Annotated in this window: 14 protein-coding genes; 7 read left to right on the plus strand and 7 right to left on the minus strand. The window is 63.3% G+C overall.

The window, feature by feature from the left end:
- Positions 1-157: 157 nt before the first annotated feature.
- From DX03_RS01810 to DX03_RS01825, 4 genes are all read left to right on the plus strand, one after another.
- On the plus strand, positions 158-1,852 hold the full coding sequence (locus tag DX03_RS01810; RefSeq protein WP_102100594.1) for a serine hydrolase domain-containing protein: 1,695 nt from the start codon (positions 158-160) through the stop codon (positions 1,850-1,852).
- Between the two features lie 66 nt (positions 1,853-1,918).
- The gene (locus tag DX03_RS01815; protein WP_051598705.1) at positions 1,919-3,898 is read left to right on the plus strand and encodes a PEP/pyruvate-binding domain-containing protein; all 1,980 of its coding nucleotides are present in this window, start codon (positions 1,919-1,921) and stop codon (positions 3,896-3,898) included.
- A gap of 48 nt (positions 3,899-3,946) precedes the next feature.
- Complete coding sequence (locus DX03_RS01820) at positions 3,947-4,477, plus strand: hypothetical protein (protein WP_051598706.1); 531 nt, start codon at positions 3,947-3,949, stop codon at positions 4,475-4,477.
- An 88-nt stretch (positions 4,478-4,565) separates the two neighbouring features.
- The gene (locus tag DX03_RS01825; protein WP_038685873.1) at positions 4,566-4,859 is read left to right on the plus strand and encodes an immunity 53 family protein; all 294 of its coding nucleotides are present in this window, start codon (positions 4,566-4,568) and stop codon (positions 4,857-4,859) included.
- A 166-nt stretch (positions 4,860-5,025) separates the two neighbouring features.
- Here the strand turns inward: DX03_RS01825 and DX03_RS20525 are convergent, their stop codons facing one another.
- From DX03_RS20525 to DX03_RS01850, 6 genes are all read right to left on the minus strand, one after another.
- Entirely contained in the window at positions 5,026-5,865 is an 840-nt protein-coding gene (locus tag DX03_RS20525) for a sugar nucleotide-binding protein (RefSeq protein ID WP_081797121.1), read from the minus strand.
- Between the two features lie 5 nt (positions 5,866-5,870).
- On the minus strand, positions 5,871-7,499 hold the full coding sequence (locus tag DX03_RS21020) for a 4Fe-4S cluster-binding domain-containing protein (RefSeq protein ID WP_185753435.1): 1,629 nt from the start codon (positions 7,497-7,499) through the stop codon (positions 5,871-5,873).
- Positions 7,500-7,734: 235 nt separating this feature from the next.
- On the minus strand, positions 7,735-8,178 hold the full coding sequence (locus tag DX03_RS20340; RefSeq protein ID WP_051598708.1) for a nuclear transport factor 2 family protein: 444 nt from the start codon (positions 8,176-8,178) through the stop codon (positions 7,735-7,737).
- Positions 8,179-8,245: 67 nt separating this feature from the next.
- A complete protein-coding gene (locus DX03_RS01840) occupies positions 8,246-9,088 on the minus strand; it encodes a type 1 glutamine amidotransferase domain-containing protein (RefSeq protein WP_051598709.1) in 843 nt (280 codons plus the stop codon).
- A gap of 69 nt (positions 9,089-9,157) precedes the next feature.
- Positions 9,158-10,195 carry an AraC family transcriptional regulator gene (locus DX03_RS01845; RefSeq protein WP_038685875.1) on the minus strand — a complete coding sequence of 346 codons (1,038 nt, stop codon included), beginning with the start codon at positions 10,193-10,195 and terminating at the stop codon, positions 9,158-9,160.
- 85 nt (positions 10,196-10,280) lie between these two features.
- Positions 10,281-11,156 carry a LysR family transcriptional regulator gene (locus DX03_RS01850; protein ID WP_038685877.1) on the minus strand — a complete coding sequence of 292 codons (876 nt, stop codon included), beginning with the start codon at positions 11,154-11,156 and terminating at the stop codon, positions 10,281-10,283.
- A gap of 232 nt (positions 11,157-11,388) precedes the next feature.
- Between DX03_RS01850 and DX03_RS01855 the strand changes: the two genes are divergently transcribed.
- Positions 11,389-12,258: an SDR family oxidoreductase gene (locus tag DX03_RS01855; protein WP_038685879.1), complete on the plus strand. Its 870-nt coding sequence runs from the start codon at positions 11,389-11,391 to the stop codon at positions 12,256-12,258.
- A gap of 30 nt (positions 12,259-12,288) precedes the next feature.
- On the opposite strand, the gene DX03_RS01860 is transcribed toward DX03_RS01855, so the two are convergent.
- On the minus strand, positions 12,289-12,606 hold the full coding sequence (locus tag DX03_RS01860) for a hypothetical protein (protein WP_038685881.1): 318 nt from the start codon (positions 12,604-12,606) through the stop codon (positions 12,289-12,291).
- Positions 12,607-12,676: 70 nt separating this feature from the next.
- Here DX03_RS01860 and DX03_RS01865 point away from each other — a divergent pair, with 70 nt between their 5' ends.
- Both DX03_RS01865 and DX03_RS01870 read left to right on the plus strand, forming a co-directional pair.
- Positions 12,677-13,261 (plus strand): hypothetical protein, encoded by a 585-nt coding sequence (locus DX03_RS01865; RefSeq protein WP_185753436.1) that lies wholly within the window; start codon positions 12,677-12,679, stop codon positions 13,259-13,261.
- A gap of 268 nt (positions 13,262-13,529) precedes the next feature.
- On the plus strand, positions 13,530-13,799 hold the full coding sequence (locus tag DX03_RS01870; protein WP_038685884.1) for a membrane protein: 270 nt from the start codon (positions 13,530-13,532) through the stop codon (positions 13,797-13,799).

Genomic DNA, 13,799 nt, shown 5'->3' on the forward strand with positions numbered 1-13,799 from the left:
AGCAGGCCGCTTTGAAATGCAGGGGTTCGGATACGCCGGGAGATAACTTCCGGCCTATATCGCAGCCTTCAATAGCCATGCTAGGTTGCGCTGCCCAACACTGCCGTGGGCATCCATCCAGGGGCCTGCCGTGCGTGTCAGTCGATCCGTCTTGTTGATGGCGATCATCGCCACCGCGTGGGCCGTGCAGCCCACGCTTGGTCAGGCGAAGCCCGCCGGCATCCCACCGGCAGATCGCCACGCGCAGGTGGACGCCCTGTTCGCCCCGTGGAACGGCACCGCCACGCCCGGCTGCGCGGTGGGGATCTCCCGCGACGGTGTGCTGGATTACGCGCGCGGTTACGGCATGTCCACGCTCGAGTACGACATCCCCCTCTCTCCGGAATCGATCTTCCTCGTCGGGTCGGTCTCCAAGCAGTTCACCGCCTTCTCGATCGCGCTGCTGGCACAGGACGGCAAGCTGTCGCTGGACGATGACATCCGCACCTACCTGCCGGAGATGTCGAACATTAGCCGCAAGATCACCATCGCGCAGCTGATCCACCACACCAGTGGCCTGCGCGAGCAGGGGCAGCTGCTGTACCTGGCCGGGTGGCGCAGCGACGACCTCATGACCCAGAACGACATGCTGGCGATTGCCAGCCGGCAACGTGGCGTGAACTTCGCGCCGGGCAGCGAAACGCTCTACAACAATCTGGGCTACACGCTGCTGGCGGTCATCGTGCAGCGCGTCTCCGGCAAGCCGCTGTGGGCCTTTGCCGATGAGCGCATCTTCAAGCCGCTGGGCATGGCCGACACCCACTTCCAGGACGACCACACCGAGATCGTGCGCGGGCGTGCCGCGGCGTACCAGGCCGATGGCAAGGGCGGCTGGAAGATCAGCATTCCGGCATCGGACTACTACGGTCCAACCGGTCTGTTCAGCACCGTGGGCGACCTGCTGAAGTGGCAGGCCAACTTCGTTGACGGGCGCGTGGGTGGGGCAGCGTTGGTGGCCTCCCTGCAGCGTTCGGCTGCGCTGGATAGCGGCGCAGCAAATGGCTACGGCGGCGGCGTGTTCGTCAGCACCTACCGTGGCCTGCGCACCATTGGCCACGATGGCGTGCATGCCGGGTACCGGGCCGACACGGTGGCCTTCCCCGACCAGCGGCTGGCGATCGTGACGCTGTGCAACGGCACCACGCTTGCACCTGCGGAGCTCAACCAGAAGATTGCGGCGGTGTATCTCGGGGACCAGATGAGGCCGATTGCATCCGCGGTGAAGGTGCCGGAGGCGGCGTTGGTGCCGCTGGCGGGCGTGTACTGGAGTGCCGTGACCGACGAAGTGGTGCGGGTGGACGTGAAGGACGGGGCGCTGCGTCCGTCCGGCGCGGCGTCCCCGTTGGAAGCGCTCGGCGGTGGGCTGTTCCGCGCGGGCGAGGTGGCGCGATGGCAGTTCGATACCTCCACCAAGGCGCTGCCAGGTACACGCGAACTGCGGATCTGGGATTCCTGGCCCACGCCGCGCGTCTTCTCGCGCGTTGACGCACCGATGCCCTCCGCCGAGGCGCTGGCGTCGTTGGCCGGGCAGTACCGTATCGAGGAGGTCGGCATGACCTACACGGTGCTGATGGTGGACGGCAAGCTGACCGTGCGCTGGCCGCGCCAGAGTGACCTGGTGCTGGAGGCCGTGGGCGGTGACCGCTTCGTCAGTGGCCCATGGACGGTGACATTCACGCGGACGGCGGTGGGTGCGGTGGACGGGTTGACGCTCACGGCGCGCCGGCTGCGACGCCTGCGGGCCGAACGGCTCACCACGGTGGAGGTGCCGGCGGTAGCGGCTACACGCACAGGCGCTGACCACGCGCGCTGACGCCCGACCCTCCAGCGCCGCCGGACTGGCTTATGATCCACCCACTTCAACTCCTGCACCGGCATCATGGACCGATCCCGTACGCACCTTGCCTGGCCACCGCGCGTGTTGGCGCTGCTTGTGCTGCTGCTGTGCTGCACCTCAGCTGCGCTGGCGCAGACCGCACGCAAGCCATCACCCTACGAGTACCGGCCAGGTAACGAGGCCGCTCCCACGTCGACCGAAGGGCCGGACTATCTGTCGCGCATCGACAACCGCGCGCAGTTCATGCAGCTCGCCCGCGTCTACAACGCCGGTACCGCGCTGGAGATGCCGCACCTGATCTTCGTGATCGACCGGCAGAACGCCGCGCGCATCTACTACATCAACACCCCGCGCATTGCGCTGCACGAGCAGTTCGTGCGCCGCCAGCGGCTGGTGCGCAGCCTGGACAAGGCCACGCTCAACGCCCAGTACCGTGACCCCGAGCGGCGCTTCCTGTTCGGCACGCTCAGCTGGCAGCGCGATCTGCCCGGCTACACCTTCGAGTTCTGGGAGGGCGACAAGCTCACCGCGCCCCTGCTGCGGCAGACCGACACGGTGGTGCGCGCCTCCTTCCGTGAGCCGATCCGTTTCAAGACCAACTCCACCCAGCACGAGCAGCTGGCCACCACGATGGGCCTGGCCTACGTCAGCCAGGAGGCGCTGCTGCGCGAGCAGCGCTTCCTGCCGTTGAACACCGGCCGCGCCGAGGGTCGGCTGCGCATCGTGCGCTCGGAGGCGCAGCTGCGCACGCTGTCGCCGGGCGACATCCCGGTGCTGGATGAGGTGCCCATCGCGCTGTCACCGGTGGCCGGCCTGGTCACCCAGCGTCCCTCCACCCTGCTGTCGCACGTGAACCTGCTGGCCAAGGGCTGGGGCATTCCCAACCTCTACCTGCGCGATGCCCAGGCGGCCCTGCGCCCGTACGACGGCCAGTGGGTCGCCCTGGAGGTCACCCACAACAACTACCAGGTCACCCGCCTGACGCGCCCGGCACGCACGCCGTCGGCCACCGCGGCGCGCCCCACGGTGCGCAACCTGCCACGCCCGGACCTGAGCGTGGTCGCGCTCAAGCCGCTGGCCGCGCTGCGCGCGCGCGACAGCGGGCATTGCGGGGTGAAGGCGGCCAACCTCGGCACGCTGAAAACCGCGCTGCCACCCGCCGCGCGCGTGCCCGACGGCTTCTGCATCCCGTTCGCCCACTACCAGGCGATGATGCAGCGGCTGCGCATTCCCCAGCGCCTGCAGGAACTTCAACGTCGTCCCGGTTTCAGTACCGACGCGGCCGTCCGCCGTGATGCGTTGGCGGGGCTGCGTGCGGAAATCGCCAACGCCGCGCCCGATCCAGCCTTCGTGCGCAGCCTGGACAGCCAGTGGCGCAGCCAGTTGCAGGGCGGCGCGGTGTTCGTGCGCAGCTCGTCCAACTCCGAGGACCTGCCGGGCTTCAGCGGCGCCGGTTTGTACACCACCGTGCCCAATGTCACCCGCACCGACGACGTAGCCAAGGCCGTGCAGACGGTATGGGCGTCGGTCTTCAACTTCGAGGCGTACGAGGCCCGTACGGCAGCCGGCCTGCGCCAGGACGCGGTGGCCATGGCGGTACTGGTGCAGCGCGCCGCGCCTTCGGACAGCTCCGGCGTGATGATCACGCGCGATCCGTTCGACGCCGCCCGCCGCCACATCACCTACATCTCGGCCAAGCGCGGCTTGGGTATCCGCGTGGTGGAAGGCAAGCGCCAGGCCGAGCAGGTGATGTACTCCACCTGGTCCAAGGCGGTGCAGGTACTGAGCCGGTCGGCTGAAGATACCCAGCTGGTGGCCAACGCGGCCGGCGGGGTGCGCGAAGTGCCCATCACCGGTTCACGCCAGGTGCTCACCGATGCGCTCATCGCGCGGTTGGCCCGGGTGGGCGCCAGCACCAAGCAGGCGCTGGGCGGCGTGGACCAGGACATTGAGTGGGCCGTGGTGGGGGATGAGGTGCTGATCCTGCAGTCGCGGCCGTACGTGGATGGCAGTGCGCGGTAGCGGATGTGCTCGCGTACGTCGGTTGAACTCACCTATCAGGAGCGTTGTATGGCCATACGAAGCATCCCGCTGATCGCCTTCTTCGTCGCGCTGGTTGTCTGTGCCCCGGCACGCGCGGAACGCAACGTGGCCGACGATGTGCAGGCGATCGAGCACGTAATGGACGCGTTCCAGTCAGCGCTGATCCACAAGGACAAGGCGGCCTACATGGACCTGTTCTTCTCGGACAAGCCCGCCGACATCGGCTGGCAGTTCGTGTCGGAGGATGTTCGCCTGGCGACGATCCGCAGGACCAAGCCCGACGCGATCAAGGCGCGCCAGCTTCCCTCGAACACCTTTGTCGCCCTGATCGACGAGGTGGTGGCCACCACCGAGCCGCGCGCCGAGGAGTTCTCCAACGTGAAGATCGACACGGACGGCGATGTTGCGTCGGTGTCGTTCGATTACCGCTTCCTTGCCAACGGCGCGACGACCAACTGGGGCAGGGAGATGTGGCAGCTGGTGGGAACCGAGCGCGGCTGGAAGATCTTCTCGGTGGTGTATTCGATCCATGACAGGTTGAGCAATGCGCGCGACTGACGGCTCGCGCCGGCACAGTCCAGCGCGTGCGTGATCTTTCACGATGCAGCCATCCGGCCCATGGTCTGGGTCAAAAAAGGGGACGTCGATGCACGCGCTTGACCGCCTTCAGAAGTGGTACGCCGATCAGTGTGATGGGGACTGGGAACATTCCTTTGGCATCAGGATCGACACGCTGGACAACCCGGGCTGGACGGTATCCGTGGACCTGATCGATACGGTGCTTCAGGACAAGCCCCATGCCCCCATCCGCCGAGGTGACTCAGAGACGGATGCGCAATGGCTGTATTGCAAGGTCGATTCGGGCAGGTTCGAAGCCGCCGGCGGCGTTGCGTGCCTTCCAGATATGCTGGAGCAGTTCCTTTGCTGGGCCGGCTATTGAGCGCGGATCCGATCTCGTCGCTCTGTCGGAAGTTCCAGCGCCTGGGAAGACTGTGACCAAGTATGAAATCCGAATGTCTTCCGTATTTTTGGATCAAGGTGAGGGGCATGACATTCGTTCTCACGTTCTAATTTCCATAAGGTTCCGCCAGCTATTTTATTGGTTCTCAGTCTTGTCGCGTTTCCATCGTGTTCGATGGCTGTGGCGCGGCGTAACGTAAACATCGGAGCTCATCGTGAAGCTCTGAGAGAGAGCATGTTGGTAGTCGCGCGAGAACTAAATGGCTAGTATCGATAAACTTGCTGCCTCGTTCATGATAATCAGTGGATGAACGCACATCTCGCCCAGAACAAACGGAAGCTAACGCGTGCATGGTGGTTGCTTCAGTCGTAACTATGTTGGCAATTCGTGGAATAGAGATGTTCTCGTCGACGAGGGAGCCGACGACCTTGCACATATGTGTAAGGCTAGTTGGCTGGAATTTCCAGGCGCGGTCAAAGACTTCGCTGCCTCGATCGCGCATCTCATTCTCCAAGCGCATCTGTGGCTTCGGTCTGGACTCGCTTGTACTCATTCCGAATGTGTAGGCAAGGCGCAGCACGCTGGCGTTCACCCCGACCTCTTCAATGGCTTGTTCGGCTTGGCGCTTGGTGTCGGCGTATACGTTGTCCTCATCAATGCCGACAGATGAAAGGAAGATCATTCTGATGCTGCGCGCCGCCGACCATTCGGCAATTGCGCGAGTCGCATCTACATTTATTAGTTTGGCTAGTTGCGGATTAAGTGTGCACTGCGCGCGACGTGCCATTCCCGCTGCATGTACAACCATGTCAACATCGATGCTCTCTAGCGCGCTACGAAGAGTGGTTGGTTGACTTAGGTCAAGCGAAGGAAAATTGCCCGCTGGACTCCGGCTGAGCGGCAATACTTTGTTGCATGGCTGTAGGTGCTGGATTAGCCGCGTACCAATGAATCCAGTTGCGCCAGTAACAGCGATGCGCATCATCTGCGCTACCTTAAGCTCTGCATGGAAAGGCCTTCATATGGCCTTTTCCCTTTAAGAATGTGGGTGTCTATGATCGCCGTAGCCTCGTCGAGTGCTGACAGGGTCTCCGTTTTCCACGATGAAATGTCGTACCAATCATGCTTAACTCGGAGTAGCAAAAGACGCCACTGATCAACCGTTCTTGTGCTGTTCTTGCTTGCGTCAAGCGTTGCTTCAACAAATTTTAATGCGTTCTTTTCATGTGAGAACGCGATAAGCCCTTTCTCAAACTCTGAGAAGCCGCAGTGTTGTTGGCGGTACTGCTCGAGGATGTCATGCGTAGATTCTCCATACCACGTGAGAAGTTGCGTGCGCGTGGCATTAATTATCGTGACAACTTCGCTGTCTACGGATTCCGCACATGCCTCCATGCGTCCATCCTTGCGGAAGTCTTGTATTGCTCGGATTGTGTAGTACAACTTGACTCGGTCCTCCTCGAGCAGAACTGGACTTGTGTAGTCTCGAATGTTCACGGCCTTCGCGCGTTCACACGCCTTGACGCTGACCTCCTCGATTACCTCGAATCGGTATCGCAGACCCTTCTCGATAGTTGCGAGGACCCCTGGGTCTGAGAGTGTGCGTTTCATGACTTCGGCATAGTTGTGCTCATCAATATTTATCTCGACGTCCGGCATCTCGCATTGCCAACCCCCAGCGACTCGGCCGTCGTATATGACCAGCATGTCATGTCCATAGCCATGGTCGTGCAATTGCAGACCGGTGCGGTCGCCCTCGTTAATATATGCGTCTCGTTCCCATATCTTCACCCTCTTGGTTGAGAGATCTTCGTTTCGCAGGTCTGCCGCCATGTCGGAGAGTAGCAACTTTGCGAATGTTACTGGAAGTTCGAGGCCGGACGGTAACAGCAGTTGCATCGATCTTTCAGTAACCTTGATCTTTGAATGCATCTTTTCTTCGGTTTCATGCAGCGAACCGCCGAGTTGCTTCGCCAGGATGTCAACTAACTCTTGTTCACCGTCCAGGCAATGTAGCATCAATGAAAAGCCTGATTCATCTGGATGTGCCGCGTCGAAGGATTTGATGATCCGGCGCACGTAAGCCAAGGGGTCATCTGGTGACCCAATTCGGTCTATGTGGTGCTGGTCGACACTTAGTCTGATAACGATCGATCTGTCTGGATTGTTTGAATTGCCTCCCGTGTGCGCAGCGCGGCAGTTCGAAAGCACTCTCTCTGTATTTGATTCGGTGGTTGCCCAGAATCCACTTGTGACCATCCAGGTGACATCTGCCGAGCTACCCTCGATTATTCTGTACATGAGCGATAGCTCTAGAAATCCCTCTCCTCCGCCGGAAACAAGAAAGTATCCAGTATTGGAATCCTTTACGAGTTGCAATAGGCGGTTAACTCGGTCAAGGGTCATTGTATTTGTTGATGATCGTCGCTCATCCATGTTTGATGCGAACATGCAATGGGGGCAGCCCAGATGGCAGCGGCTCGTAATTAGGGCGCAAATAAATCCCCTGCCCGTGAATTCTAGTGTCGTTGGAATGTTGATCGCAGCAATGAGCCGACGCCGCCATTCGCGGGGCGATAGGAATGGATTCATGGGTTTGATTACGTCTTTATTTGGCATGCCGTGAAGGGCACCAGGGGCGCGGGAGGTCCGACTGCAAATGTAGCTGGTTTCTTGAGTAGATTACTATGCTGGCCAGTTGTGTGTTCTTTTTTGCGATTCGTGAGCCATCTGGCGCGAACCCGTCGCCTCTACGAAAGCTGCCTCCCATTGCGGCGCCGGGAGGCATTGTCTTTCCGAAAAGCTCTGGCAGCAGGCCGGGACCATGCGGGGCATGCCTACGCAATGCTGGAACTCACTTCGGTACGCCGGTCCACGATTTGCTCATGATCTTCCACTGCCCGTCGGTCTTGAGCAGCACCACGTAGTCCACGCCATCCCATCCGGGGTAGTCCAGGTTCACCCGCACGGCGGCCAGATTCTGGGCCACATCCACGATCTGGTAGCTGCGTTTGCGCTGCGCCTCGTTGGCGGCCGGCTTGCCATCGAATCCCTCGGCGAACTGTTCCCCGGTGCGGGAGGCCAGTGCCGGCCCGCGGGCTTCCGAATAGCCGATCATGACGCCATCGCTGCGGAAGACCTGCTTGGCCAGCGTGTTGTCGGCGCTGCGGTAGGCGCGCATGAAGGTCTGCATGACCTGGTCCACGGCCTCACGGTCGCTGCTCTGTGCGGCGGCGGCGGTGGGAAGCAGCAGAAACAGGGCACCGGCAAATGCCAGGGGTCGGATCGAAGATGTCATGGGTGTTCCTGTGGTGTGGGTAGGCGAACAGCGCCAGGCGGCGCCCGGCGTTGGGTACTGCGGTGAATCAGTTCGGTGCGGCGCGCTGCGGCAACCGATGCGCAGGCGGGCCCAGCGCGGCTACCACGGCGCGGGCCACGGGCGCGGCAGAGGCGTAGTTCTGCCCGGTCACCAGCCGGCCATCGACCTGGATGTGCGGCGCTTCGCCGTCCACGGCATGGAACACGCCGCCGCGCGCGCGGACGGTCGTGCCGATCAGGAACGGGAACTGCTTGAAGTAGGCCGCGCCCTGCTGTTCGTGCTCTTCGGGAAACCCGCTGACACGCTTGCCCGCGATCAGGTAGTCGCCGCTGGCCAGCCGCAGGTTCACGATGCCGGCCGTGCCGTGGCACACCGCCGAGACCACGCCGCCATTGCCCTCGTAAACCTGCAGGGCAATGCGTTGCAGCGCCGGGTGTTCGGGGACGCCGTACATGGCGTTGCTGCCCCCCACGTAATACACGGCGCGGTAGCGGGCCGCGTCCACCTGGGCCGGGGTGAAGGTGGTGCGCAGCGGGTCCATGATCCGCGCGTCGTGCAGCCGCGCGGCCACGTCCGGGCTGACGTAGTCATCGAGGATCGGCACGGCGCCGCCGTCGGGGGACACCATGTCCACCGCGTAGCCGGCGGCGTTGAACACGTCCCACGCATGCACCACTTCACCGAAGCTGATGCTGGCCGGCAGCGTGGAGGTGCCATGCACTTTGCTGCTGGCGATGATGAACAGGATGCGGTCCGGGCTGCCCGCTGCGGGCCGCGCGGGGGCAGCCGTGGCCGCTGCAACAGGTGCGGCGTCGGTGCTGCAGGCGCCGCCCAGCCAGACGCTCAGCAGGAGCAGCAGGCAGGCGGCGAAGGTGCGGAACGTGTGCATGGCGCTGGCTCGTGGGAAGGAGCCTGCACCCTATCGGATGTCTTTCAGATCAATATGTTGCGGAACGTTTCAGGAGTGCTGAAATCGATTCTGGGAGTCGCTGCCGGTGGCGCGGAACGCCGCCGGGGTGATCCCCTCCCACTTCTTGAAGGCGCTGTGGAAGGTCGACATCGACTGGAAGCCGGCCTCCTCGGCGACCCGCTCCAAGGGCTTGGGCGGTAGCTGCTGCAACAAGGCCTTTGCCTCGACCACGCGCAGCTGCGCCAGGTACTGCTTGAAGGAGGTCTGGTTGTTGTCGTTGAGCAGCTGCGACAGCCGCGCCTGCGGCATGCCCAGCCGCCGGGCCAGCCGGGGCAGGGTCAGCGCAGGGTCCAGGTGCAGGCGTTCGGTGGCCATCAACGTGGCCAGGGCCTGCAGTTGCGCGTCGGCCTCGAGTTCGGGAATGCGGCGGTCCTGGTAGGGCTCGATCGGCGCCTGGCCCGCGCGCAGGCGCAGCCAGGCCACGATGCTGGCCGCCAGGACGAAGGTGAACGACAACGCGCCCACGATGTAGGACGTGTAGCCGGCGGTGTAATACGCGATCCAGATGACCCAGATCCCCGCCAGCGCGCCCAGCAGCAACGGCGCCGCCGGCGTGCCGCGCAGGCGGGTGCGATGGACGTACAGGTGCCCGCTGGCCAGCAGCAGGTAGCCCAGCCACGCATAGTTGATGGCCGGGGTGATGCCGTGGCGCCACAGATCCACATGGGTGGAATAGGGCACCACCACGTTCAGTGCGATGGCCATCACCAGCAGCGCGCCCAAGTGCCAGCGGTCTACGCGGGCGGGGCCGGAGGCATCGCCCTGGCTGGAGCGGATCAGGAAGAACAGGCACGGCCCGATGAAGAAACACGCCGTCAGGCCGAGCTGCAGCACCACCAAGGGGATGTCCGGCCAGAAATGGAAGGCCACCGATTTCCCGGTTCGCACGCCCACCATCAGGATCAGCAGCGCCAGCCAGCGCTGCGACGGCGCACCGTTGGCCCGCCACCACAGCACCGATGCCGCGACGATGCCGTTGAAGGCACCCAGCATGGCGAAGAAGAACAGGAAGTGTTGGCTGAGCATGGCCGGAGTATTGGGTAAAACGGCCCTTCGTCAAGCTGCCAGAAGTCCCGTGTGCGGCTGTGGCGGCACCGTCAACCGGGTCCTTCTATCCGTTCAGAACAAGCGACATGTCGGGATATCGGGCGCATAGGAAGTCAACGAACGCGCTCACCTTGGGCGCTGCCAGGCGCCTGGATGTGTGCAGTACCCATAGCGCGGGATCGGCGCCCGACACCACGCCCCACTGCACCAGATCGCCACGGGCGAGATGATGCCAGGCAATGGACTCTGGCATGAGAGCGACGCCCGCGCCTGCCAGTGCGGCGTCGCGGATCATGAGGAAAGAGGACAGCCTGAGCCGGGGAATGGGCTCCAGAACCAGGCGCCCGTCGTCCAGGTCCCAATGACCGGATTGGAAGGTCGAGGCGACGATCCCCGGCACCTGCCTCACCGCACCAGGGTCTGGTTGGGCAATGCCGGGAGCGGCGACGACAACAAGCCGATCCTTGGCGAAGCAGCGCCCCACCAGGGTGCTGTCGGGGCTCGGATTGACCCGGATGACCACATCGAACTGCTCGTCGACCAGATCGACCATGCGGTCCTCAGCCACGACCTCGATCAACACTTCCGGGTAGGCCGCGCAGAACGCAGCGCTTATCTGCCCCATGGCCAGTTGAGAGAACAGCACGGGGGAGGCGACGCGCAGGCGCCCGCGCGGCAACGCCATGCCTTCGCGTGTGGCGATCATCGCCTCGGCGACCTCTCCCATGGGCGCCTCGATCCGGCTGGCAAGGAGCTGGCCGGCTTCAGTGAGCATCAGCCCCCGCGCGCTGCGCTCGACCAGTCTTACGCCGAGGTGCTCTTCCAGATCCGAAATCCGCCGGGACAACGTCGCTTTCGGTTTGCCGCTTGCCCGGCTGGCCTTGCCGAGGCTTCCACTTGCGGCCACCAGCAGGAAGTCACCCAGATCATTCAGGTCCATGGTGTCTCAAATATGGAACGGCAGGTCTACATATTGTCGTCTTCGTTCTGGCTGTGCAACGGCCTATCGTCGCTCCATCGTGTCCATCCCGGCGTCACGTCCCTGCACATCACGCATCGGACAGCACGGCTCCGGTCTGGCCATCGAGCGCAACCGCACCCCCTCGCGCGCCGACAACGTCGTCGCGGACTTCCCGCACTGATTCCTGTTCCACTCCCTGAAGGAGATTCACATGAGCATTCTTGTCACCGGCGCCACCGGCACCCTCGGCTCTCTCATCACCCACGGCCTCGCCACCGCAGGTGCCGACGTCACCGCTCTGGTCCGCAGCCGCGGGAAAGTGGCGTTCGCCGACGGTGTCATCGAAGTGGTCGGCGATCTGACCGACGTGCCGTCGATCCGCGCTGCACTGGCGTCGGCACGCACGCTGTTCCTGCTCAACGCGGTCACGCCGGACGAAGTGACCCAGGCGCTGATCGCGTTGAACCTTGCCCGCGAAGCCGGCATCGAACGCATCGTCTACCTGTCGGTCATCCATGCCGACAAGTTCACCAATGTGCCGCACTTCACCGGCAAGCACACGGTTGAACGCATGATCGAAAGCCTCGGCATTCCTGCCACCATTCTGCGTCCGGCCTACTTCATGCAGAACGAATTCATGGTCCAGAAGACGATCCAGGACTATGGCGTCTACCCGATGCCGATCGGTGCCGCCGGCGTCGCCATGATCGATGCGCGCGACATCGCGGAGATTGCCGTGGCGGAGCTGCTGCGACGCGATCGCGCTCCGTCTGCGCTGGACACCGTTACGCTCGATCTGGTGGGACCGCAGGCGTTGACAGGCGCTTCGGTAGCGAAGGTGTGGAGCACGGCGTTGGGTCGGGAGGTGATCTATGCGGGCGATGACGTGGCAGCGTTCGAGGCACAGATGGCTGCATTCGGTCCGTCGTGGATGGCCTATGACATGCGCCTGATGATGGCGGGCATCCAGACGTTCGGGATGCAGGCAACCGAAGGCACGGTTGCGCGTCTGGAGGCCATTCTTGGGCATCCGATGCGTACCTATGAGGACTTCGTTCGTGAGCTGACGACGAAGGGTTGACCGCCTCATAGGGGTGGGCAGGCCGGGGAGCTACCGGTAACTCCCCGCGGCCGCGTCGAGCGCGTTCAGCAGGTGGGCTTCTTCAAGCGGCTCCGGCGATTGGCCTGCGTCCATTTCCCAGACCTGCAGCGGCGCGTTGCGTTCGGCGAACACGCGGACGATGTCGCGGATCTCACTGTCACGCTGCACATGGTCGTTGCCATACAGTTCGCAGGTGTAGAACGTGCCGCTGGCGCCCAGCGCCAGTTGGCCGCGCACGTGGCCCAGCGAAAGCGCCAGCCGGCGGTGCAGGAATGCCGCCAGGTGCAGGTCGGTGGTGGGCAGCAGGGAGGCGAGGGCGATCTTCATGCTGCCAGTATGACCGACCGGGTTGGTCAGCCTGCGCTGCTAAAATCGGCGTCCGATCGACTCACTGCCGATGTCACCGCCCGTGCTCTACCACCTCAGTCTGAAAGGCAATGGCGCGCACATGATCGGCTCGTGCGACGAAGTGGACCCGGCCAGTGGCGTTCCCACGTGTGTTACGTGCGGCTACCGCACCGATCCGGACTTCACCAACCCAGGATTCCGGATGCGCAGGCGCCGCCTGGACATCTCCTGCTGCTACGACGGCGCGGTGATTGTCAGCGACCGCTTCCGAACCCTGTATGCATCGTTGGGTGGATCCAACCTGCGCTTCGTGGACCTGCCGAAGGCACCGGGCTTCCATCACCTTACGTGCATCACCCCGATCGCGCTGGACTATGCCGCCATGGGGACGCAGTGCCTGCGCTTGTGCTCCGGCTGTGGCCGCCACCTGGATGTCGTGGGCTGCGGCACCCTCGTGCTCGCTCCCGGTGCGCTTCTGGCGGGTAATGAGCTGGCCTTTTCCGACCGGTACTTCGGCTCCCACAACGAGGCCATCCCGCAGCTGCTGTGTGGTGAGCTTCTGGCGAAGGCCATTGGGGCCGCGGGGCTGGCCGGCATCGATGCGTGCGAACCGGTGGCGATGACGCAGGGGTAGCAGCGATCTCTGTTCGCGCCCCACCGCGAGCGTGGCCGCTTCTGTGCGCAGCACGCGTTGTTATCGCAGCCACGCCATGATGCTGATGCCCGGCGTGCTGGTCACTCACGTACCACGGATTCTCACGGAGACCGATGGAGTGAAGCTGAAGCGATGAAGGTCGCTCTTCACGCTGCCTCTACGTCTTCCAATCGCAGCTGAAAGCCGGTCATGGCTCTGGCGAAAAGGCCGCTATAGTCCGGGTTCCCCAGACGAAGGAGGGAGTGCAATGTTCCTCACCAAGCGACAGATCAACACCGCCCGTACGCTCACCGTGGCCATCATCGCCACCGTCGGTCTCAGTGCCTGCGCCACCTATAAAGACGAATTTGCAACGATCAACTCACGCCTCGACCAGCTCGACGTGAAGGTTCAGGGCGCAGCCCAGAGTGCCGAGTCGGCCAACCAGTCCGCACAGCAGGCCAACCAGCGTCTGGATCAGATTGAAGGCCGCGTCCAGCAGCTTGAAAAGGCGCCCCGCCGCACGCCGCGCGGTTAA

The organism is Stenotrophomonas rhizophila, assembly GCF_000661955.1.
In the GTDB taxonomy this organism is placed as follows: domain Bacteria; phylum Pseudomonadota; class Gammaproteobacteria; order Xanthomonadales; family Xanthomonadaceae; genus Stenotrophomonas; species Stenotrophomonas rhizophila.

Coding starts and splice junctions, on each gene's coding strand:
- DX03_RS01860 (WP_038685881.1), bottom strand. CDS start 12,606: ATGAAGATCGCCCTCGCCTCCCTGCTGCCCACCACCGACCTGCACCTG.
- DX03_RS01855 (WP_038685879.1), top strand. CDS start 11,389: ATGAGCATTCTTGTCACCGGCGCCACCGGCACCCTCGGCTCTCTCATC.
- DX03_RS20525 (WP_081797121.1), bottom strand. CDS start 5,865: ATGATGCGCATCGCTGTTACTGGCGCAACTGGATTCATTGGTACGCGG.
- DX03_RS01820 (WP_051598706.1), top strand. CDS start 3,947: ATGGCCATACGAAGCATCCCGCTGATCGCCTTCTTCGTCGCGCTGGTT.
- DX03_RS01870 (WP_038685884.1), top strand. CDS start 13,530: ATGTTCCTCACCAAGCGACAGATCAACACCGCCCGTACGCTCACCGTG.
- DX03_RS20340 (WP_051598708.1), bottom strand. CDS start 8,178: ATGACATCTTCGATCCGACCCCTGGCATTTGCCGGTGCCCTGTTTCTG.
- DX03_RS01825 (WP_038685873.1), top strand. CDS start 4,566: ATGCACGCGCTTGACCGCCTTCAGAAGTGGTACGCCGATCAGTGTGAT.
- DX03_RS01840 (WP_051598709.1), bottom strand. CDS start 9,088: ATGCACACGTTCCGCACCTTCGCCGCCTGCCTGCTGCTCCTGCTGAGC.
- DX03_RS01845 (WP_038685875.1), bottom strand. CDS start 10,195: ATGCTCAGCCAACACTTCCTGTTCTTCTTCGCCATGCTGGGTGCCTTC.
- DX03_RS01815 (WP_051598705.1), top strand. CDS start 1,919: ATGGACCGATCCCGTACGCACCTTGCCTGGCCACCGCGCGTGTTGGCG.
- DX03_RS01810 (WP_102100594.1), top strand. CDS start 158: ATGGCGATCATCGCCACCGCGTGGGCCGTGCAGCCCACGCTTGGTCAG.
- DX03_RS01865 (WP_185753436.1), top strand. CDS start 12,677: ATGTCACCGCCCGTGCTCTACCACCTCAGTCTGAAAGGCAATGGCGCG.
- DX03_RS01850 (WP_038685877.1), bottom strand. CDS start 11,156: ATGGACCTGAATGATCTGGGTGACTTCCTGCTGGTGGCCGCAAGTGGA.
- DX03_RS21020 (WP_185753435.1), bottom strand. CDS start 7,499: ATGCCAAATAAAGACGTAATCAAACCCATGAATCCATTCCTATCGCCC.